This is a genomic window from Flavobacterium glycines (assembly GCF_900100165.1).
GTDB classification, from domain to species: Bacteria; Bacteroidota; Bacteroidia; order Flavobacteriales; family Flavobacteriaceae; genus Flavobacterium; species Flavobacterium glycines.
In genome coordinates this window covers 979,601-1,001,353 of the sequence record NZ_FNEO01000001.1, presented here as the reverse complement: position 1 = coordinate 1,001,353, position 21,753 = coordinate 979,601, and the positions used below count along the sequence as shown (strand labels likewise).

The 21,753-nt window shown below is 33.5% G+C and carries 20 protein-coding genes; 8 read left to right on the top strand and 12 right to left on the bottom strand.

The genetic code is table 11. The features are described from left to right. Positions 1-255: 255 nt before the first annotated feature. Positions 256-567, bottom strand: coding sequence for a hypothetical protein (locus tag BLR17_RS03940; protein WP_066325460.1), 312 nt, complete (start codon positions 565-567; stop codon positions 256-258). Between the two features lie 113 nt (positions 568-680). On the opposite strand from BLR17_RS03940, the gene BLR17_RS03935 reads away from it, so the two are divergent. Continuing rightward, positions 681-1,796 carry a TlpA family protein disulfide reductase gene (locus BLR17_RS03935; RefSeq protein ID WP_066325462.1) on the top strand — a complete coding sequence of 372 codons (1,116 nt, stop codon included), beginning with the start codon at positions 681-683 and terminating at the stop codon, positions 1,794-1,796. A 22-nt stretch (positions 1,797-1,818) separates the two neighbouring features. Here the strand turns inward: BLR17_RS03935 and dusB are convergent, their stop codons facing one another. Beyond that, a complete protein-coding gene (gene dusB / locus BLR17_RS03930; protein WP_066325464.1) occupies positions 1,819-2,811 on the bottom strand; it encodes a tRNA dihydrouridine synthase DusB in 993 nt (330 codons plus the stop codon). Positions 2,812-3,091: 280 nt separating this feature from the next. Here dusB and lepA point away from each other — a divergent pair, with 280 nt between their 5' ends. Continuing rightward, entirely contained in the window at positions 3,092-4,888 is a 1,797-nt protein-coding gene (lepA, locus tag BLR17_RS03925) for a translation elongation factor 4 (RefSeq protein ID WP_066325466.1), read from the top strand. A 143-nt stretch (positions 4,889-5,031) separates the two neighbouring features. Next, positions 5,032-6,078 (top strand): thiamine-phosphate kinase, encoded by a 1,047-nt coding sequence (gene thiL, locus BLR17_RS03920; protein ID WP_066325467.1) that lies wholly within the window; start codon positions 5,032-5,034, stop codon positions 6,076-6,078. A 73-nt stretch (positions 6,079-6,151) separates the two neighbouring features. Here thiL and BLR17_RS03915 read toward each other — a convergent pair whose 3' ends face one another. The 5 genes from BLR17_RS03915 to BLR17_RS03895 form a co-directional block, all read right to left on the bottom strand. Then, entirely contained in the window at positions 6,152-6,841 is a 690-nt protein-coding gene (locus BLR17_RS03915; protein WP_066325469.1) for a response regulator, read from the bottom strand. Positions 6,842-6,846: 5 nt separating this feature from the next. After that, positions 6,847-8,862, bottom strand: a complete 2,016-nt coding sequence (locus BLR17_RS03910) for a tetratricopeptide repeat-containing sensor histidine kinase (protein ID WP_245683113.1) — start codon at positions 8,860-8,862, stop codon at positions 6,847-6,849. Between the two features lie 134 nt (positions 8,863-8,996). Further along, positions 8,997-9,284 (bottom strand): hypothetical protein, encoded by a 288-nt coding sequence (locus BLR17_RS03905; protein WP_139068325.1) that lies wholly within the window; start codon positions 9,282-9,284, stop codon positions 8,997-8,999. A gap of 352 nt (positions 9,285-9,636) precedes the next feature. Then, positions 9,637-10,455, bottom strand: coding sequence for a LytR/AlgR family response regulator transcription factor (locus BLR17_RS03900; protein WP_066325472.1), 819 nt, complete (start codon positions 10,453-10,455; stop codon positions 9,637-9,639). 368 nt (positions 10,456-10,823) lie between these two features. Then, positions 10,824-12,365, bottom strand: a complete 1,542-nt coding sequence (locus tag BLR17_RS03895; protein WP_066325475.1) for a glycine--tRNA ligase — start codon at positions 12,363-12,365, stop codon at positions 10,824-10,826. A gap of 96 nt (positions 12,366-12,461) precedes the next feature. On the opposite strand from BLR17_RS03895, the gene BLR17_RS03890 reads away from it, so the two are divergent. Beyond that, entirely contained in the window at positions 12,462-13,145 is a 684-nt protein-coding gene (locus BLR17_RS03890; protein WP_066325477.1) for a ComF family protein, read from the top strand. A gap of 121 nt (positions 13,146-13,266) precedes the next feature. Then, a complete protein-coding gene (locus BLR17_RS03885) occupies positions 13,267-13,875 on the top strand; it encodes a superoxide dismutase (protein ID WP_066325479.1) in 609 nt (202 codons plus the stop codon). A gap of 356 nt (positions 13,876-14,231) precedes the next feature. Here the strand turns inward: BLR17_RS03885 and BLR17_RS03880 are convergent, their stop codons facing one another. The 5 genes from BLR17_RS03880 to purN all read right to left on the bottom strand — a co-directional run bounded on the left by BLR17_RS03880 (position 14,232) and on the right by purN (position 18,988). Further along, a complete protein-coding gene (locus BLR17_RS03880; protein WP_066325481.1) occupies positions 14,232-16,130 on the bottom strand; it encodes an amidophosphoribosyltransferase in 1,899 nt (632 codons plus the stop codon). Positions 16,131-16,316: 186 nt separating this feature from the next. Continuing rightward, a complete protein-coding gene (locus tag BLR17_RS03875; RefSeq protein WP_066325483.1) occupies positions 16,317-17,240 on the bottom strand; it encodes a PfkB family carbohydrate kinase in 924 nt (307 codons plus the stop codon). Positions 17,241-17,313: 73 nt separating this feature from the next. Beyond that, the gene (locus BLR17_RS03870; RefSeq protein WP_066325486.1) at positions 17,314-17,916 is read right to left on the bottom strand and encodes an START domain-containing protein; all 603 of its coding nucleotides are present in this window, start codon (positions 17,914-17,916) and stop codon (positions 17,314-17,316) included. 28 nt (positions 17,917-17,944) lie between these two features. Beyond that, on the bottom strand, positions 17,945-18,415 hold the full coding sequence (gene rnhA / locus BLR17_RS03865) for a ribonuclease HI (RefSeq protein WP_066325489.1): 471 nt from the start codon (positions 18,413-18,415) through the stop codon (positions 17,945-17,947). A 9-nt stretch (positions 18,416-18,424) separates the two neighbouring features. Continuing rightward, positions 18,425-18,988: a phosphoribosylglycinamide formyltransferase gene (gene purN / locus BLR17_RS03860; protein ID WP_066325491.1), complete on the bottom strand. Its 564-nt coding sequence runs from the start codon at positions 18,986-18,988 to the stop codon at positions 18,425-18,427. A gap of 176 nt (positions 18,989-19,164) precedes the next feature. Between purN and BLR17_RS03855 the strand changes: the two genes are divergently transcribed. The 3 genes from BLR17_RS03855 (at position 19,165) to rnc (ending at position 21,641) form a co-directional block, all read left to right on the top strand. Then, positions 19,165-19,401 (top strand): acyl carrier protein, encoded by a 237-nt coding sequence (locus BLR17_RS03855; RefSeq protein ID WP_007137004.1) that lies wholly within the window; start codon positions 19,165-19,167, stop codon positions 19,399-19,401. A 236-nt stretch (positions 19,402-19,637) separates the two neighbouring features. After that, the gene (gene fabF, locus BLR17_RS03850) at positions 19,638-20,891 is read left to right on the top strand and encodes a beta-ketoacyl-ACP synthase II (protein WP_066325492.1); all 1,254 of its coding nucleotides are present in this window, start codon (positions 19,638-19,640) and stop codon (positions 20,889-20,891) included. A 9-nt stretch (positions 20,892-20,900) separates the two neighbouring features. Beyond that, positions 20,901-21,641: a ribonuclease III gene (rnc, locus tag BLR17_RS03845; protein ID WP_066325494.1), complete on the top strand. Its 741-nt coding sequence runs from the start codon at positions 20,901-20,903 to the stop codon at positions 21,639-21,641. The last annotated feature ends 112 nt before the right edge of the window (positions 21,642-21,753 follow it).

Genomic DNA, 21,753 nt, shown 5'->3' with positions numbered 1-21,753 from the left:
ATTATAAAATAAAAAAAAACCTACTAAATTAATAAACATAAAAAACGGCCATATAAATCATTTCAGACAAAATACAAGCACCCAAAACTTATCCTAATTGAATAATTAAGTTGACAATTACAGTGTTTCACTTAACCATACAGAGATACTCGTCATGATGATTCTCTACAAAAAAGATTACCACTCTTGGGTTTATTGCTTCGTTGATTGCCAGCAGTAGAGTAAGTGAGAAGTTATTAGAATAAACAGTTCTTTTTATAATAAATTTCTTTTATACAAAAACCACAACAAGAACAAACTTATTATAAAAAATAGCTGTAGCCACATTTCTTTGAATCTTTCTTTTACAATTGAAATAAAATTTTCCCTATTGTATTTTAATTCATAACCCACATTTAAGAAAAGATACAATCCAAACAAAACAAGCATTATTTTTGAAACATCATCATCCATTTCTCTTGTATATTCTTTCCTAAAAAACAACCTGCCAAAAGCGGAAACAAACCATAAAAAAGCAGTTATCCATCCTAATATTTTGATATATTTTTTTACTTGTAGATTTTCCATAACAAATTCTTAAAAACACTTTTACATATATGTATTAAAAATAAATAAAATCGTACTAATTATCAAAAAAATATTATTTTTATCAAAAAGATAACTCTTACAAATTAGCCACGATGAAAACAAAAAATACCTTCGCAAAATATATTCTAACTTTATTGGTTACTTTGATAAGCTGCAATGGTTTTTCGCAATGGAAAACTGCTGAAGCCAACAATATTAAAGACGATATTGTAATTACATACGAGGTAATTTACGACAGAGAATTATCAGCACAGGAAAAAAATTCCTCTGAATTTCTAAGCGAAATTGTTATTGCTTTCAACAAAGACATTGTAATTGAGCGTCGATTTGGAGACAAACTAAAACCCTTTAACAATTTTGGATTTTTGGATTACGAAAACAAAAAAGGCTATAACTGCTCCATATCTACAAACTCTAAAAGCGCATTAGAATATAACTTTAAAAATCCAAATACAAAAGTAGAAACTTCACCAACCAATAGTCCAAAACAAATTCTTGAATTTCCTTGCGAAAAAGGAATAACAATGATCAATAACTCTCCTAAAGAAATTTTTTATACTAAAAAAATAGGCCTAAGATATTGCAAACAATTTGATGTAGATGGATTCATTTTAGAATACCCTGGATATAGTAAAAACTTAGGCCACTACACTATTGTAGCCAAAAAAGTTACTCATACTAAATTAGCCGCTAATTATTTTTCATTAGCAAACTTCAACATTCAATCAGAAGAAGAGTACATCAAAAAACTTGAAGAAAGGAAACAAAAAATCCATGATACCAGAATGAAATTCATTGGAGAAAAAGCGGAAACTTTTAAAGACATAAGTATCTATCAAAAAAAGATTGATACCAAAAAAATCAATGGAGAAATCATTGTGTATAACTTTTGGTTTACCACCTGTGGCCCGTGCAAAATGGAAATGCCAAAACTCAACGAATTAAAGGAAAAATACAAAGACAAAAATATTCATTTTATCGCCATTGCTTTAGATCCTGAATACATGATTACTTCTTTTTTAAAACAGTATCCGCTCAACTATGAAATTATTGCTGATGGAAGATGGATCGCAGAAAAATTTGATATAAACTCTTATCCAACCAACATCATAGTTGACAAAGAAGGTACTATACAATTCTATGAAATAGGATATAAAACTGATATTCTTGAAAGAATGAGCATCACTATTGATAAATACTTAAATTAATCTAAAGCTAATACTATCCAAATTACACACATTCATAATCGGCATAAGCCTGAATAATCTCGTCTAAAACGGCAAATAATTCCTCCGGATGATCCAGAGTAACTAGCTTTTGTTTATAAGTTTTAAACGAGTGAATTCCTTTGAAATAATTAGTATAATGCGGACGGGTTTCTACAATTCCAAGTCTTTCGCCTTTCCAATCCATTGCCCAGGTCAGATGATTTCTCACAGCTTCTACTCTATCAGCAACAGTAGGCTTTGCTAAATGCTCGCCTGTTTTAAAATAATGTTTGATTTCGTTAAAAATCCACGGATACCCTATCGCAGCACGACCAATCATGATTCCGTCAATACCGTATTCGTTTTTATAATGCAACGCTTTTTCAGGTGAATCAATATCTCCGTTACCAAAAATAGGCATCGTAATTCTGGGGTTGTTTTTTACTCTGGCAATATGCGACCAGTCCGAATGACCTTTATACATTTGGGCACGGGTTCTGGCATGGATGCTCAAAGCAGCAACACCAATATCTTGTAAACGCTCGGCCACCTCATCAATGTTAATGGAATTATCATCCCAACCCAAACGTGTTTTTACTGTAACTGGCAAATGAGTACTGTCGATAACTGCTTTAGTTAATCGCACCATCAAATCTACATCTTTCAAAACGCCTGCGCCTGCCCCTTTGCAAACCACTTTCTTTACCGGACAGCCAAAATTAATATCAATTAAATCAGGATTTACCGTAGAAACAATTTTTGAAGAAAGTGCCATCGCCTCCTCATCGCCACCAAAAATCTGAATTCCAACCGGACGTTCGTAATCAAAAATATCCAGTTTCATTCGGCTTTTGATAGCATCACGAATCAAACCTTCGGAAGAAATAAATTCAGAATACATCATATCAGCCCCATGCATCTTACACAACCTACGAAACGGCGGATCACTCACATCCTCCATAGGTGCTAATAATAGTGGAAAATCAGGTAATTCTATGTTGCCAATCTTAATCATCTTCTCAAATTTGCTGCAAAATTACGTTTTTTAAACGAAATGATAAAAGAAGAAATAGGAAAGACTTAAAACATAAGCAATTAGTTTACTTACTATACGCTTTGAACGTATAGAATTTAGCGTATATTTGCAGATTAATTGTCTTGTTTTTTCGGTATTGCGTTAGGGAGTGAAGCGGCATCCTTTTATGGAATGAAATGGAATAAAAGATAGAGCGAAAAGCCCGACCCGAAGGGGAACGCCCAAAACAGGCAAGACAAAAAATTGATACAAAGAAGAAATGAAGCACATTAGAAATTTTTGCATTATTGCACATATTGACCACGGGAAAAGTACATTGGCTGACCGTCTTTTGGGAGCAACCCAAACGGTTACGGCTCGTGAAGAAAAAGCGCAGTTACTGGACAACATGGACTTAGAGCGCGAACGCGGGATTACCATTAAAAGTCACGCCATACAAATGGAGTACAAATACAAGGGAGAAGATTACATCCTTAACCTGATTGACACTCCGGGACACGTAGATTTTTCGTATGAAGTTTCTCGTTCGATTGCTGCATGCGAAGGTGCGCTTTTGATTGTGGACGCCGCACAAAGCATTCAGGCGCAAACTATTTCGAATTTATATTTGGCTTTAGAAAACGACTTGGAAATTATTCCTGTTTTGAATAAAGTCGATTTGCCTAGTGCTAACCCTGAAGAAGTGAGCGATGATATTATTGATTTACTTGGCTGTAAACTGGAAGATATTATTCATGCTTCAGGTAAAACCGGTTTTGGTGTAGAGAATATTTTAGCTGCCATTATCGAAAAAATTCCTGCTCCAAAAGGAGACAAAGAAGAACCTTTACAAGCCTTGATTTTCGATTCACATTACAATCCTTTCAGAGGAATTGAGGTTATCTTTAGAGTTGTAAATGGAGAAATCAAAAAAGGACAAAAAATAAAATTCATGGCTACCGGCAATGAATATTTTGCCGACGAAGTAGGAACATTGAAATTAAATCAGGTTCCTAAAAATGTGATTTCGACCGGAGACGTAGGTTATTTAATTTCCGGAATTAAAGAAGCCAAAGAGGTAAAAGTAGGTGACACTATAACCGATGCAAAAACACCTACAACCAATATGATTACCGGTTTTGAGGATGTAAAACCAATGGTTTTTGCCGGAATTTATCCTGTAGATACGGAAGATTATGAGGAGCTGAGAGCTTCGATGGAAAAACTGCAGCTGAACGATGCTTCTCTTGTTTTTTCCCCTGAAAGTTCGGCGGCTTTAGGTTTTGGTTTCCGTTGCGGATTCTTAGGAATGTTGCACATGGAAATTATCCAGGAACGTTTGGAACGCGAATTCGATATGACTGTAATTACTACAGTTCCTAACGTTTCGTATTTGGCTTATACCAAAAAAGAACCAGATACCGCAATTGTAGTAAACAACCCTTCCGATTTGCCGGAACCATCAAAACTGGACCGTGTAGAAGAGCCTTTCATCAAAGCGACTATCATTACCAAAGCTGATTTTGTGGGTAACGTAATGAGTCTTTGTATTGAAAAACGTGGTATTATCACGAATCAAACGTATTTGACTACGGAACGTGTGGAATTGAATTTTGACATGCCATTGGCGGAAATTGTATTTGATTTTTATGACCGATTGAAAACGGTTTCCAAAGGTTATGCTTCGTTTGACTACTCTCCTATTGGAATGCGCGCTTCTAAATTAGTTAAATTGGATGTATTATTGAATGCTAATCAGGTGGATGCGCTTTCTGCTCTGATTCACGAAAGCAACGCTTATAACATTGGTAAAAAAATGACAGAGAAACTGCGTGAGCTAATCCCAAGACAGCAATTTGACATTCCAATTCAGGCGGCTATCGGAGCTAAAATTATCGCTCGTGAAACCATTAAAGCCTTACGTAAAGACGTTACCGCCAAATGTTACGGTGGAGATATTTCGCGTAAACGTAAGTTATTGGAAAAACAGAAAAAAGGTAAAAAACGTATGAGACAAGTTGGAAACGTTGAGATTCCACAAGAAGCGTTTATGGCTGTTTTGAAGTTGAATGACTAATTATTTTTCAGAGAAAAAAAGCAAGAACAAAGAATAAAGAGAAAACCTGACGATGAAAATTGTCAGGTTTTTTTCTTTATAAAAATCCATATAATCTGTGGCTTAAAAACTTTGTATCTTTGCGGCTTTGAAACTTACAAACTATGATTGAAGATAAAAACCCGCAACGCACCAGCATAGCTCAATTAGGCGAATTTGGCTTAATTGAACATTTAACCAAAAATTTCCAAATCAATCAGACTTCAACACTCAAAGGCATTGGCGATGATGCTGCCGTTTTGAATTTTAAAGACAAAAAAACGATTGTCTCAACCGATTTGTTAATTGAAGGGGTTCATTTTGATTTGGCTTACATGCCGTTGAAACATTTAGGCTATAAAGCTGTTGTGGTAAATGTTTCAGACATTTGCGCCATGAATGCTAAGGCTACCCAAATCACGGTTTCTATTGCTGTTTCTAATCGTTTTCCGCTGGAAGCTTTAGAAGAATTGTATGAAGGAATTGCTCTTGCCGCTAATGAATATAAAGTAGACCTAATAGGTGGTGATACCACTTCTTCTCAAAAAGGAATGATTATCAGCATTACCGTTATTGGTGAAGCCGATGAAAATGAAATTGTATACAGAAATGGCGCAAAAGCAACCGATTTACTTGTTGTTACCGGTGATATTGGTGCAGCCTATATGGGATTACAGGTTTTAGAAAGAGAAAAACAAGTTTTCCAGGTAAATCCTAACTCACAACCTGATTTGGATGCTTACACCTATTTAATAGAACGTCAATTAAAACCTGAGGCACGTAAAGACGTTCGCACTTTATTACATGCTTTAGAAATAAAACCAACTTCGATGATTGACATTTCAGACGGATTATCATCTGAAATCATTCATTTGTGCAAACAGTCAAAGGTGGGTTGTAATCTATATGAAGACAAACTACCATTAGACCCACAGTTTATCAATGTGTGTGAAGAATTTGATATCGATAGCACTACTGTAGCCATCAACGGTGGAGAAGATTACGAATTACTTTTTACCATTCCAATTGATAATTTTGAAAAAATAAAAGGAAATCCAAATTTCACCATTATTGGTCATATGACTGAGGAAACTGAGGGAATCCATTTAGTAACCCGTGCTAATACTAAAATCCCACTAAAAGCAAGAGGATGGAACGCACTTAGCGAATAAATTCACAACAAAAAAAAACGCAAATTCAATAAATGTAATCTTGAATTTGCGTTTTTTACACAGTTTGAAGTTTTTAAAAAATCAATCCTTTATTTTTTGCTGCTCTTACCAAATCGCTGTCTTCACCACTTTCTACTTCAAGTAATTCCTTAAGATTTGTCTTTCTGGATTCAATTGCATTTAAAGAAATCGGCACAAATTGAGGAATATCCTGCAGCTTAGTTCCTTTAGACAAATGAAATAAAATTTGTTTATCAAATAAATCAATCTCAATTGAATTATCGTGTGAACCAAGCATTTCTAAAATTGACTTACTATAATACAGTTCCCCATTAATTACCTTATCAAAAGCACTTAACAACTCATCAAAAGTCAAATCATTTTTTATTACTATCCCTCTTGGACTTACATTATTTATCAAAGTCTTTAATTTTAAAAACTCTGTAAACATAGTCAACATAATAATCTTACAATTAGGCATGTATTTCAAAACCAATTTGGCCACATCTTCTCCTGAATAAAGTTCTTTTTCTTCATAGGACGGCATACTTATATCCAAAAAAGCAACATCAAATACCGGGGTATCAGGATTAGTAATTAAGTCAAAAGCCGAACGGCAATCTTTTGCATCTAAGATTAGAAACTCATATTCATTGGGATTATACCTTGTTATAGCATTTTTATATCCTTGAATAATAAATGGATGATCATCTACAATTAAGATGTTCTTTTTTAGTCTAGTTGCAACTGATTCAATTGTCATTTGATTTATGAAGCTATTTGATTTTCTAATGGTATGCTAACCGTAATTGTAGTTCCTTCTCCAACTTTTGATTTCACATGAAATTCCCCTTGACATTCTTTAGCTCGTGAAATCATATTCTGCAAGCCAATTCCTTTCTTTTTAAGATTCACATTAAAACCAGCCCCGTCATCAGTTATTGTCAAAAGAATATTATTCTCTTGTTTTTTCAAATCAACCTTAATTGAAGTAGCATTAGCATACTTATTAATGTTTTGTAATGATTCCTGAATAATTCGGTACAAATTAATTTTAACCGAATTGACTGCAAGATCCCACTTAATATTTGAATCAATACTCGAAAATAATTTCACAGAGAAAGTTTTTCTTTGTTCTTCAAAAAGATTATCTACAATTGCAACGAAGTTATTAATTAATTCCGATTTTTCTCTATTCAAATCATGTGAAATTTCACGAATATCCTGTTCAATTTTTTTCAATTCAACCAAATAATCAAGTCGCTGAGTAATTGCTAAATCATCATTAAATTGATTCAAGCCTTCAAGATTCATTCGTACACCAAACATTCTACCCAATACCCCATCATGCAATTCCTGAGCCACACGTTTTTTTTCCTGAACTCTGTTAGCTTCAATTGTATTTTGCTGAGAAATCATCAAATTATAGATATCTTCATTTGCCTTTTGTTGTTGTTGTTTGTACAAAAGTTCTCGATTCTTAGCCTTCTGCGATTTGATGATATAGATAAACATCCCTAAAATTGCTATAGCTGTGAAAAAATATACTAATTTTCTATTTTTAGCTTCTAAATCAGAATTCTCACCTTTTATCTGATCGGTTTCATATTGAATTCGGGAGAACTTCTCTCCCATTTTACGTTCCTCTTTTTGTAATTCTTCATTAATATGAATATATTCTTTAGTATACACAGATGCTTTTTGGGGCTCAATAGTCGCAATATGCTTTAAGGCCACTAAAATATCATGTCTCTCATTCGTTTTGCGAACAAATGCTAATGCCTGATTGGCAAAATCTAAAGCCTTAACCCTATCATTTTTTGATTCATAATATTCAGACAAATGAATTAAATTCACAAAAATACCTGAGGATTTTTTTAAACCGTTTCCAATTTTCATCGACTGATAAAACAAATCAGGCAAGCCTTCATTTTCTTCAAGCTTAAATTTGCAATATCCATAATTATCCAACAACATAGCATATATACTAGGATCCTGAATATCAATCAACTGCTGTTTGATTCCTTTTTGAAAATATGTTTTAGCCTTTTCATAATTCTTTAGATTCATATAAACCAAACCTAAATTCAAATAAGAAATAGCCATAGTTTGACTTGTAGCACCTACATCATTATCTTCAAGTACTTTTAAAGCTTTTTCATGATAATTAATAGCATTCACATAATCCCCCATACCATTATATACTAAGCCTAAAATATTATATGAATCATAAAATATTTCCTTATTTTCTTGAATAGCCTCTCCATTTATAAGCCTCAAAACCTTAAAAACTTCTTTTTCACCACCAATAAAATCTCCAACTTTATATAATAAATCAGCTTTACTAATAAGAGTCCTTGCCAATTGATACTTATTATCGAGATTATCATACATTTTTTCAGCCTTATAATAAAATAAGAATGAAGAATCTGAAACTAGTCTGACACGATAATAATCACCTAAATACCCATAAGCCTTAGCAACACTAACAGTATCTGCTGATTTTTCAGAGTTCTCTAGGACCAAATCAACAGCTTGTTTATATGCCTTCCAGTTATTTAAATTAAAATATCGATTCGCTACTTTAAAAAGATTAACTCGATTTAGAGAATCATTTTCTTGCTCTAATATTATTCTTTCAGCTTTTTCAACATATTCTTGCCTTTTGGCTCTTGGTTGATTAAAATCGTTCGCCAAAGAAAAATAAAACGGAAGACTATCGTTTACAACACCAATTGTTTTATTATCTGATTTTTTAGGTGTACAACCAAAAAAAACAAACAATATCAAAAAAAAACTTTTTACCCTAATTGTTTTCAATAGTAAATTTAAATTTAATCAAAAATACTAATTTTAAGATTCTAGCATAAAAAAAGGCTGCCAAAATTGACAGCCTTTTTTATTTTTTATAAAAGAAATTAATCTGTTTTATAATCTCTTGATCCTCCGATAGAATAATCTGATTTATAGTCTCTTGATCCTCCAATAGAATAATCTGATTTATAATCTCTTGAGCCTCCAATAGAATAATCTGATTTATAATCTCTTGAGCCTCCAATAGAATAATCTGATTTATAATCTCTTGAACCTCCGATGTAATCTGATTTATAATCTCTTGAGCCTCCAATATTATTTGTTGAAGCGGTGAAAGAAGTTAGAACTAACATTAAAGAAAAAAGTCCGATTGTAACGATTGATTTTTTCATGATTTTGGGGTTTTTATGTTTTAATACTTTTTTACTCATTTATTGAAACCTTTTTGCGATTTCGTTGAGGTAAAATTACACAGAGAACCCTTATTTCATGCGTGTTTTCAGTCGTTTATGGTAGAATGACCCCGTTTGTGAGTGAATGAACCTCAAATTCGGGTGGATGTACTTTTTTTCAATTTCTAAACAATTCCCGTTTCAAATTTTAGAAACAATTAAGACCTATTATTTGCCTTATACAATTTTGAGAAAGAAATTTTAGCACCAAAATTCTTAATAGCATACTGCATTTCCAGTATAAATTCCAGAAATCAAACACTATTAAAATAAAGCGACAGAATGTACTTTTTTAGATTTCTAAATAATTTCCGTTTGAAATTTCAGAAATAATAAGATCTATATTTGCCTTATACGATTTAGAGAATGGAATTTTAGCATTAGAATTCTTGATATAACATACTGCATTTCCAGTATGAATCCTTGATATCAAGCTACTATTTACAATATAGCTGTTATGAATTCTAACAAAAGGGAAAGACAAAACATTTTCAAAATGCTTTAATGTTTTAAAAGCAGTAACTATTTCCCCGGTATTTAAGTGTATATCTGTTGAATTGTTATCAGCTTGTAAATAACAAATATCTCTGGTATCAATATATCTGTAATCCCCATAAGACTTAATACAAAGAATAAGTGGCTCAGCAATTGTTGGCGTATCATGCTCAGCAATAAAACTGTTTTTCGGATCTTCTTCTTTAAAACTTTCTAAATCAACCTCTTTTTCCGGAAGCCCTGCAGTTTTTTTAAGTTTCAATACCAACTTAACAAAATCAATGCGCGCTAAAGGCTTGAGTAAATAATCCGTAACTTGATATTGAATAGCCTCAAAAGCCAGATCTTTCTTTGAAGTAGTAACAATAATTTTAGGAATTACATTTAAATAACGGTATAACTCATTAATTAATGCTAAGGACAAATTACTTTTTTTGTTTTTAGGATCGATTTCAAGAAAAACTAATTGAGGATTGTGTTCTAAAATCAAATTTAAACCTTCATCGTAGTTATTAGCAGAGCCGACAAAGCTAAGTTCCGAAAAACCATCAGCCATAGCTTTGGTTTCGATGACACTTTCTTGATTGTCGTCAATAATAACGTACGAATAATTCATTTGCGGTACACCCTAATATAATTAGTTTGCACAACATCAGCAGGAGCAGATTGCAACTTCAACTCTAGTTAAATAATATATTATAGTAGTTTTGGGAACTAAATCAAAAAGTCATTTTAAGCTTAAAAAAACAACTTTTCAACTAGCTAAAAATAAACATTTAACTTATTTTTTAGATTAATTCCTCGTAGAAATCGATAAAGTGTGCATCCTTGTTGATAAAGAGCAAATAAATCCGACCAAGAACACAGTTAACCAATTTTAATCTTCAAAATTCTACATTTATTTCAAGAAAAACCGGTCTAAAACAAAAAAAAAGCCCTCCAAAAGGAGAGCTTCTACTACAAAACTATGTAGAAAATTATGCTTTACATTTTCATTAGCCAATTTTTCATTGAAACTTCGTTTTCGATAATTTCTTTCAATTCAGAAATTTTAACACGATCTTGTTTCATTGTATCTCTATGACGAATAGTTACTGTTTGATCTTCAATTGTCTGATGATCAACTGTAATACAGAAAGGAGTTCCTAACGCATCTTGTCTTCTGTAACGACGTCCCACAGCATCTTTCTCATCATAAGCTACATTAAAATCCCATTTTAAATCAGCAATAATTTGATGTGCAATTTCCGGCAATCCGTCTTTTTTAACCAATGGCAACACAGCTGCTTTTGTTGGAGCCAAAACCGCAGGTAATTTTAATACTGTTCTTGTAGAACCATCTTCTAAAGTTTCTTCTTTTAAAGAAGTAGCAAAAACCGCCAGGAACATCCTATCTAATCCAACAGAAGTCTCCACCACATAAGGAACGTAGTTTTCATTCAGTTCAGGATCAAAATACTGTAATTTTCTTCCCGAATATTGTTCGTGCGCTTTTAAATCAAAATCGGTACGCGAGTGGATTCCTTCTAATTCTTTAAAACCAAAAGGAAAATTAAATTCAATATCCGCTGCAGCATTGGCGTAGTGCGCTAATTTTTCATGGTCGTGAAAACGGTAATTTTCTCTTCCTAAACCTAAAGACAAATGCCATTTTAAACGCGCTTCTTTCCAAAATTCATAATGCTTCATTTCTTCTCCCGGACGTACAAAAAACTGCATTTCCATTTGTTCAAATTCACGCATACGGAAAATAAATTGTCTTGCAACAATCTCATTTCTAAACGCTTTACCCGTTTGAGCAATTCCAAAAGGAACTTTCATTCTTCCCGATTTTTGAACATTCAAAAAGTTTACAAAAATCCCCTGAGCTGTCTCCGGACGCAAATACAAATCCATAGCCGAATCAGCAGAAGCACCTAATTTAGTACCAAACATCAAATTGAATTGTTTTACTTCAGTCCAGTTTCTGGAACCTGATTCAGGACAGGCAATTTCCAATTCTTCGATTAACGCTTTTACGTCAGCCAAATCATCATTTCCTAAAGAACGAGCCATTCTTTCCAGAATTTCTCTTTCTTTAGCTTTATATTCAACTACTCTGGCATTTGTAGCAACAAATTCAGCCTCGTTGAAAGCATCTCCAAAACGAACTCTTGCTTTCTCGATTTCTTTAATTGCTTTTTGATTTAGCTTTTCAGCATAATCTTCAATTAAAACATCGGCTCTATATCGTTTTTTCGAATCTTTATTATCAATTAATGGATCGTTAAAAGCATCTACGTGTCCTGAAGCTTTCCAGGTAGTTGGGTGCATTAATATTGCGGCATCAAGACCTACAATATTGTCGTTCATCTGAACCATTGCTTTCCACCAATATTCGCGGATGTTCTTTTTTAACTCAACTCCGTTTTGTGCATAATCATAAACTGCACTTAAACCATCGTAAACTTCGCTTGACGGAAAAATAAATCCGTACTCTTTTGCATGCGAAACTACATTCTTAAAAATATCTTCTTGTTTTGCCATAGTGGTGCAAAAATATAAAAAGTGAATTTAAAAAAAAGAAAAAAATTAAAGTTTGAAGCATTGATTTTTATATTTTTAGAATAAAAATCGCTTTATATGTTTCAAAGCATCATTAATCTATTCTTTCCCAAAAGCTGTTCTGGTTGTGATGCTCTTTTGCTTACAAATGAAAAAGTAATTTGCAGCATTTGCCGGCACAATATCCCACTTACCAATCATCATTTATCAATAGAAAACGAAGCTTTCAGGAAATTTTACGGCCGAATTCCTGTCGAACATGCTTCAGCCTTTCTCTATTTTCACAAAAAGGGGATTGTTCAAAAACTGATTCACAATTTAAAATACAAAGGTCATGAAGAAGTAGGAACACTTTTAGGCGAATGGTACACCGAAGATTTAAAAGAAATCATTTCCTCTCTAAAAACCGATGAAATCATTCCCGTTCCGTTACATCCTAAAAAATACAGAGAAAGAGGTTATAACCAGGTGACTACTTTTGGAAAATCACTTGCTGAAAAACTGGAACTCAATTATAATGAAACAATTCTGTTCCGAAAAGTATATTCAAAAACCCAATCTAAAAAAAACCTATTAGGCAGAACAGAAGGAATTGAAACTATTTTTGATGTTCATTTCACCGAAAAAGACCACAATAAACACTTTGTAATTATTGACGATGTAATTACAACAGGCGCTACACTTGAAGCCTGCGGACGTGCCTTATTAAAAATCCCGGGAGCAAAAATTAGTATTATATGTATAGCAATGGCTCAATCTTAAAAGAATAAAAATAACAAAAAACCATATTATTTAATTTATTTAACGAGTAAGTATTTCCAATTCCAAACTTAAATGTTTAATTTTGGATAAATTATTTTATAAATCTTTAAATAAAAATATCATGGCTTTTGAATTACCTCAATTACCTTATGCGTATGACGCACTAGAACCACATATTGATGCCCGTACGATGGAAATTCACCACACAAAACATCACAATGCTTACACTACCAACCTTAACGCTGCTATTGCCGGCACTGATATGGAAGGTAAAACAATCGAAAACATATTAATCAACCTTGATATGTCTAATGCTGCCGTTCGTAACAATGGTGGAGGATTTTACAATCACAATCTTTTCTGGACTGTTATGACTCCAAATGGAGGAGGACAACCTACAGGTGATTTATTAGCAGCTATTGAAGATGCTTTTGGTTCATTTGAAGAATTCAAAGCTAAATTCAGCAAAGCCGGTGCAACACAATTTGGTTCAGGATGGGCTTGGTTATGCGTTCAAAAAGGAGGTAAACTAGACATTTGTGGTACTCCAAACCAAGACAACCCATTAATGCCAGGTATTGGATGCGGCGGAACTCCAATCTTAGGAATGGACGTTTGGGAACACGCTTACTACTTAAACTACCAAAACAGAAGACCAGATTATATCGAAGCTTTCTTCAATGTAATCAACTGGACTGAAGTAGCTAAAAGATATGCTTTAGAAAAATAATCTTCTATAAGAAAATAGAGTAAAGACTATAGAAAATAGACAAATTGACTGAAAAGTTGGTTTGTCTATTTTTTTGTTCTTACTCCAAAGTTAATTTTATATTTTAAAGCTTTATTCTAATAAAAAAAGACGAGCCAAATAAGATAATTTGCTCGTCTTTCCTCTTTATTTTATTTTCTTTTTGCTGAATTTATTCCAATAAAAAAGGTGGAATTGCTTCCACCTTTTTTGCCCCAAATCTACCATAAACTTAACCTACTAATATTATGGTATGTCAAATGTATCTCAGATATAATTGATTAACAAATATTCAAGACAAACAACCTAAAAAACCGATAAATAACTCAATTTACCTTTTAATAAGCTCTTGCATCTTTACCTTCATAAAAATTCATGAAAGCACGATTCACTACCCTGTTTCCGCCAGGCGTAGGATAATCTCCTGTAAAATACCAATCCCCTAAATTTTTAGGACAGGCTACATGCAAATCCTCTACTGTTTGGAAAATAATTTTTACTTCTGCTTTTATTTCAGAAGAACTCAACATCTCAGCGATTTTATCTGAAATCTCCTGATCTGTGAATGGTTCATAAATAGCAGTTACATAATTTACCACATCTACATCTTTGAAGTCTTCTTGCGCTTTACATTTCGCATAAACCTCATCAACGATATGATATAAATTTCTTTCTTTTAAAAGCTCCAGAGCAGCTCTAAAAGCAACTAAACCTTCTAACTTAGCCATATCGATTCCATAACAATCCGGATAACGAATTTGAGGCGCCGAAGAAACAATCACAATACGTTTTGGATTTAAACGATCCATCATTTTGATAATACTCTTTTTCAGAGTCGTTCCTCTAACAATACTATCATCAATAATCACAAGATTATCCTCTGGTTTAATCACACCATAAGTAACATCATATACGTGAGCTACTAAATCATCACGACTATCATCGGCAGTAATAAATGTTCTCAGCTTCGCATCTTTGATAGCTACTTTTTCAGTTCGAATTTTAACCTCTAATAACTCTTTTAAAGTTTCTGCTGTTAAAATATTTCTGTTTTCTAAGATGTAATTATTTTTTCTTTGATTCAGAAAATCCTGAGCTGCTTCAACCAATCCAAAGAAAGAAGTTTCTGCGGTGTTAGGAATATATGAAAAGACCGTATTATCAGTATCCTGATCAATAGCATTTAAAACAGCAGGCAAAATCAATTTTCCTAAATCTTTTCTTTCCTGATAAATCTCAGCATCACTACCTCTGGAGAAATAAATACGTTCAAAAGAACATGCTTTTTTAACCGTTGGAGTCAAAATTTCTTTCATTGAAACCGCTCCGTTTTTCTTAATAATCAAAGCACTTCCCGGATCAATTTCTTTTACTTTATCAAATGGCACATTGAAAACAGTTTGAATAACCGGTCTTTCTGACGCAACTACTACAATTTCATCATCCTGATAAAAATAAGCAGGACGAATACCTGCAGGATCTCTAAACACAAATGCATCTCCATGACCTAATAAACCAGCCATAGCATATCCTCCATCTAAATTTTTAGCTGAACGAGCTAAAATTTTAGCCACATCCAATCGTTCTGCAATTACTGGCGAAGCTTCTTGTTTCGAATAACCTTCAGCTTTACAATCCTGATACAACTGCATTACTTCTTTATCCAAAAAGTGACCAATTTTTTCCATTACAGTAACTGTATCAGCCATTTCTTTTGGATGCTGACCCAACTCAACTAAATTTTGAAAAAGCTCCTTAACATTAGTCATATTAAAGTTTCCAGCCAAAATAAGATTACGATGCATCCAGTTACTTTGTCTCAAAAACGGATGCACACTTTCAATACTATTTTTACCAAAAGTCCCATAACGCACGTGTCCTAAGAACAATTCCCCGACATAAGGAATATTCTTTTTTTGCGCCGCAACATCATCAGCATATTCGGGATTATTAATCATTTCCTCGTTAATTCTTTCATTAATCTGAGAAAATACATCCTGAATTGGCTGGGACTGATTAGAACGAACTCTGCTGATATATCTTTCCCCCGGTTCCACATCCAATTTGATACTAGCAAAACCAGCTCCATCTTGTCCGCGATTGTGCTGTTTCTCCATCATCAGATACATTTTTTGTATCCCATAAAAGGCAGAACCGTACTTCTCTTTGTAAAATTCAAGCGGTTTCAATAATCTAACTAAAGCTATTCCACATTCATGTTTTAAAGCATCGCTCATCGTAGTTGTATTTGTGTGTTGTGTTATTCTATTTTATGAAACTTTATTTCTAAAGATTACTTTATTATTTTTAGAATTACAAAATTCTATATTTTTCGCCTCTTTATCCGTTAATCTAAATTAATAAATCCTATAAGTTTTTTAGATATTGAACGAAAAAAGCCCCGTTTCCGAGGCTTTAAAGCATTATAATTCTATATCAAATTGTGTTAATGATTTAAATTGCTTTAATCGAGACACAACCTCTTCTTTCTTTAAATCAACCATTCGTTCCGTTCCAAACTTTTCTACGCAAAAAGAAGCTAAATTTGAACCATAAATAATTGCATTTTTCATGTTTTCGAATGAAACATTCTCACTTTGAGTAATAAATCCTGCAAAACCTCCTGCAAAAGTATCTCCTGCTCCTGTTGGATCAAAAACTTCTTCTAATGGTAATGCCGGTGCAAAAAACACATTGTTTCCATGGAACAATAAAGCGCCATGCTCTCCTTTTTTAATCACCACATATTCAGGTCCCATTGCCTGAATTTTTGCAGCTGCCTTAACCAATGAATATTCTCCCGAAAGCTGTCTTGCCTCCTCATCATTAACCGTAATTACATCTACTCGTTTAATTACATCTAATAATTCAGGCAAAGCACAATCCATCCAAAAATTCATTGTATCTAAAACTACTAATTTTGGCTTACTTTCTAACTGATCTAAAACACCGCTTTGCACTAACGGATGCAGATTTCCAAGCATCACCACATCGGCATTTTTAAAATTTTCAGGGACTTTTGGCTCAAAATCAGCCAAAACATTTAACTGTGTATCTAAAGTATCTCTTGAATTCAAGTCATTGTGATAACGACCGCTCCAAAAAAAGGTTTTCCCTCCTTTTACAACTTCAAGTCCGGAAACATCAATATTTCTGTCAGTCAATAAATCAATATATTCTTGAGGAAAATCGTCTCCTACTACTGAGACTATAGCTGATTGTAATTTGAAGAAAGCCGCAGAAAGACCAATATAAGTTCCAGCTCCACCTAAAATTTTGTCGGTTTTCCCGAATGGGGTTTCAATTGCGTCGAAAGCGACTGTTCCAACAATCAATAATTTATTCATTTTATGAATTTCAAATTAAAGGTGCAAAGATAATTTATATGTTGCAAAGTTGCAAAGTTTTAAGACCAGTTTATCATTTGGCTTTTGACTCTAACTGACTCTTCATATTTTTAAAAGTATAGAAGGGAGCTTTAGCTATCATCATATTAATAAAAAAAGGAGGAATATTTAATTCAGGATCACCGTATAACTGTTGAGTAACCTGAGTTCGACCCGAATCTATTTTTTTTAAAGTCCAGAGACCTCTAAACTTTGTTATTCTGACAATATCTTTTTTCTCCCTCACAAAATTATTATAAGGCGTAAGCAAGACTTTATAAACCTCATTCCTTTTTTGAAGCTGAACTTTTGAAACATGATCACGGTCTTTTACAGGCCACTCCACATCATTATGAATATAAAAAATCCAAGTCGAATCATTAATTTTTTTTACCAAATCCGATTCAGCTATTCTGTAACTCCAATACTTCAACTTTTTTATATCCAAAACTTTTTTTAGCACTGTATCAATTGGAACATTAACCTGCATTGTTACTTTATATTCTTTTATGGCAACAGAATCCATTTTTCGGGTATAAACCTTAATCCCATCTTTGTTCAACGTTAAATCCCAGGATTTTTGCGGAAAAACAAAACCTAAAAACAAAAGAAACAATATGAGAATAATTTTAGCCATAAAGTGAATTTACGAAAACTAAATCAACTCACTCTCCTGCTTCCTCATAAAAAGCATCAACAGACAATATCTTTTGACTAGATGCAAAGACAGCCAATGCATCACAACGCTCATTTTGAGGATGATTATTATGCCCTTTTATCCATTTAAAATCAACCTGATGCTTTCGGTAAACTATCAAAAATCGCTTCCATAAATCGGCATTTTTTCTCCCTGCAAAAGCTTTTTTCTCCCAACCAAAAACCCATTTCTTTACAACCGAATCCACCACATACTTAGAATCCGAAACTACCAAAACACTCATATTGGGATTTTTTAATTTTTCAAGCCCCACAATAACCGCCAGCAATTCCATACGATTATTAGTTGTATAACGGAAACCTTCATAAAACTCCTTTCGATGGGCAGTCCCTACCAACTCCATAACCACCCCATAACCTCCGGGACCGGGATTCCCCTTGGCAGCTCCATCAGTATATATATGTACTTGATAACTCAAATTAACAATTTAGCTTTTTAACAAATCAGCAAGAACAGCCGGAAAATATCTTTGCTCCAATTCATGGATTTTTTCAGCCACCACTTCAGGCGTATCAGTAGACAACACCACCACACTTTTTTGAAAAATTATCGCCCCTTCATCATAATTCTCATTCACATAATGAATTGTAATACCGGATTCTTTTTCTTTATTTTCCACTACAGCATTATGCACATGCATCCCGTACATTCCTTTCCCACCATATTTAGGCAATAGAGCAGGATGTATATTAACTATTTTATCAGGATAAGAAGCAATTAGTTCATCAGGAAATTTCAATAAGAAACCTGCCAAAACAATCAAATCAGGCTGAATAGCATTAACTTTTTCCACTAATCCGATTTCATTTAACTCTGATTTTGTAAAAATTTCTACAGCAACAGCATTATTTTTAGCTCTGTCAATAACTTTTGCATTTGCATTATTGGTAAACACAGTTACCACTTCTCCAATAGCACCACCTTTAAAATATTTAATGATATTCTCAGCATTAGTACCGGATCCAGAAGCAAAAACAACTATTTTTTTCATAATTCATCACATTTAAGTCACACAAAAAAAAGAATAAAAAACGAAATTAAATAGCATCAGGAAGTCTTTGTTCAAAATTATTTTTTATTTTAGACATCACATTTATCAACTTAATGATTGTTTTAAAATAAAGTTTTTTATTTTTGCCACAAAATTAAATTCTAAAATTAAAGATTATGTCAGACATTGCATCAAGAGTAAAAGCGATTATCGTAGACAAATTAGGCGTTGACGAAAACGAAGTTGTAACAGAAGCAAGCTTCACTAATGATTTAGGAGCTGACTCATTAGACACTGTTGAGCTTATTATGGAGTTCGAAAAAGAATTTGACATTCAAATTCCAGACGATCAAGCTGAAAACATTGCTACTGTTGGTCAAGCTATTTCTTACATCGAAGAAGCTAAAAAATAATACATTTACACCCGGTTTCTAAAAATTCCAAAATTTGAATATCCAAATCCAAAAATTGGAATTTGTTTTTTGAAAGTTGGTATTTTTAGAAATTCGGGTGTTATTATTTTTTCAAAATTAAATTGCGATTGAATTTCAATCAATTACACATAATGTAACACCCATGGCTCTTTAGGTATAAAAAACAAAAGAAAGCGTGGGTTTTGCTTGTTTAAAGATAACAAAATACAAAATATATGGTATTAAGACGAGTTGTTGTAACAGGTTTAGGCGCCCTTACTCCTATTGGAAACAATATTGAAGAGTATTGGAATGGCTTAATTAACGGAGTTAGTGGAGCTGCACCTATAACTTATTTTGATGCTTCAAAATTTAGAACTCAATTTGCTTGCGAACTTAAAAACTTCAATGTTGAAGAATTTATTGATCGAAAAGAAGCCCGAAAAATGGATCGTTATGCTCAATATGCCATGGTTTCTTCTGACGAAGCAATGAAAGATGCTAATTTTGATTTAGAGAAAGTAGACAAAGATCGTGCAGGGGTAATTTGGGGATCAGGAATTGGAGGTTTAGAAACTTTCCAAATTGAAGTTCTTAATTATGCTGCCGGTGACGGAACACCTCGATTCAATCCGTTTTTTATCCCAAAAATGATTGGCGATATTGCTTGCGGACATATTTCAATTAAATATGGCTTCAGAGGCCCTAACTTTGGAACTGTTTCCGCTTGTGCTTCTTCAACAAACGCTATTATTGATGCATTCAATTACATTAGATTAGGTCATGCCGACGTTATGGTAACCGGAGGTTCAGAAGCTGCTGTAACCATTGCAGGTATGGGAGGATTTAATGCTATGCACGCCTTATCTACAAGAAACGACGACCCTAAAACAGCTTCAAGACCAATGGACAAAGACCGTGACGGATTTGTACTTGGTGAAGGTGCGGGAGCAATCATTCTTGAAGAATACGAGCATGCTGTGGCACGTGGCGCTAAAATCTATTGCGAAATAGGCGGTGGCGGTATGTCGGCAGATGCACATCACATTACAGCTCCACATCCGGAAGGATTAGGTGCCAGAAACGTAATGTTGAACTGTTTAAGAGATGCTGGTTTAAAACCAACTGACGTTGACGGAGTAAACATGCACGGAACTTCAACTCCTCTTGGAGACATGGCCGAAAGTAAAGCAATCGAACAAGTTTTTGGAGAACATGCTTATACCATGAATTTAAATTCAACTAAATCTATGACGGGTCACTTGTTAGGAGCTGCAGGAGCTATCGAAACGATCTCTGCAATCCTCTCAATAAAACACGGAATAGTTCCTCCTACAATTAATCATTTCACAGATGATCAAAAAATTGACTCTAAGTTAAACTTCACTTTCAACACTGCTCAAAAAAGAGATATGAACGTTGTAATGAGTAATACTTTTGGTTTTGGAGGTCACAATGCTTGTGTATTAGTAAAAAAATTAGGATTCTAATTTTATACTATGAGTATATTCAAAAAAATATTCACAAAATCCCGTTCTCAAGAAGACGGGATTTTTTTTGAAGCTATTCAAAAAATACTTGGCTTTCCGCCAAGTGAATTAAATCATTACCATAAAGCCTTTACTCATCGCTCTTCCGGAAAAACAGACTCAAAGGGAAATCCTGTTAGCTATGAACGTTTAGAATTTTTAGGTGATGCCATGTTGAGCTCAGTAATTGCAGCACACCTATTCAACGAAGTACCACATGGAGATGAAGGCTACTTAACAAAAATGCGCTCTAAAATTGTAAGCAGAGAACACCTTAACGAACTGGGAAAAGATTTAGACCTTATTCGTTTTGTAGACAGCAAAGTTCCTGTACAGCATTTTGGTGAAAACATACATGGAAATATTTTTGAATCACTTATAGGCGCCATTTACCTGGACAAAGGGTATTCTTTTTGCGAAAAATTTATTCAGAAAAAAGTAATCACTCCTTATGTGGACATCTCAAGACTTGAAGGAAAAGTAATTAGCTACAAAAGCTTAATTATCGAATGGTGTCAAAAAGAAAAGAGACAATTCCATTATGATATTTTTGAAGACAATGCCTTAGATGGCCAACGTCTTTTTGGTGTAAAATTAAGCATTGACGAAAAAGTAGTTGCAAAAGCAAGAGCAACTTCTAAAAAGAAAGCCGAAGAAAAAGCTTCTCAACGCGCCTATTTTGCATTTCAGGAAAAAATGAACAAAAAATAATACCAAATTCCTTAAAGCTACAACGTTTTCGTTTTAAATTTAACGAAATCATTATATTTTCAACACTTAAACTTCGGCAGAAATAGTATATTTACATCTTTATTTTTAATGA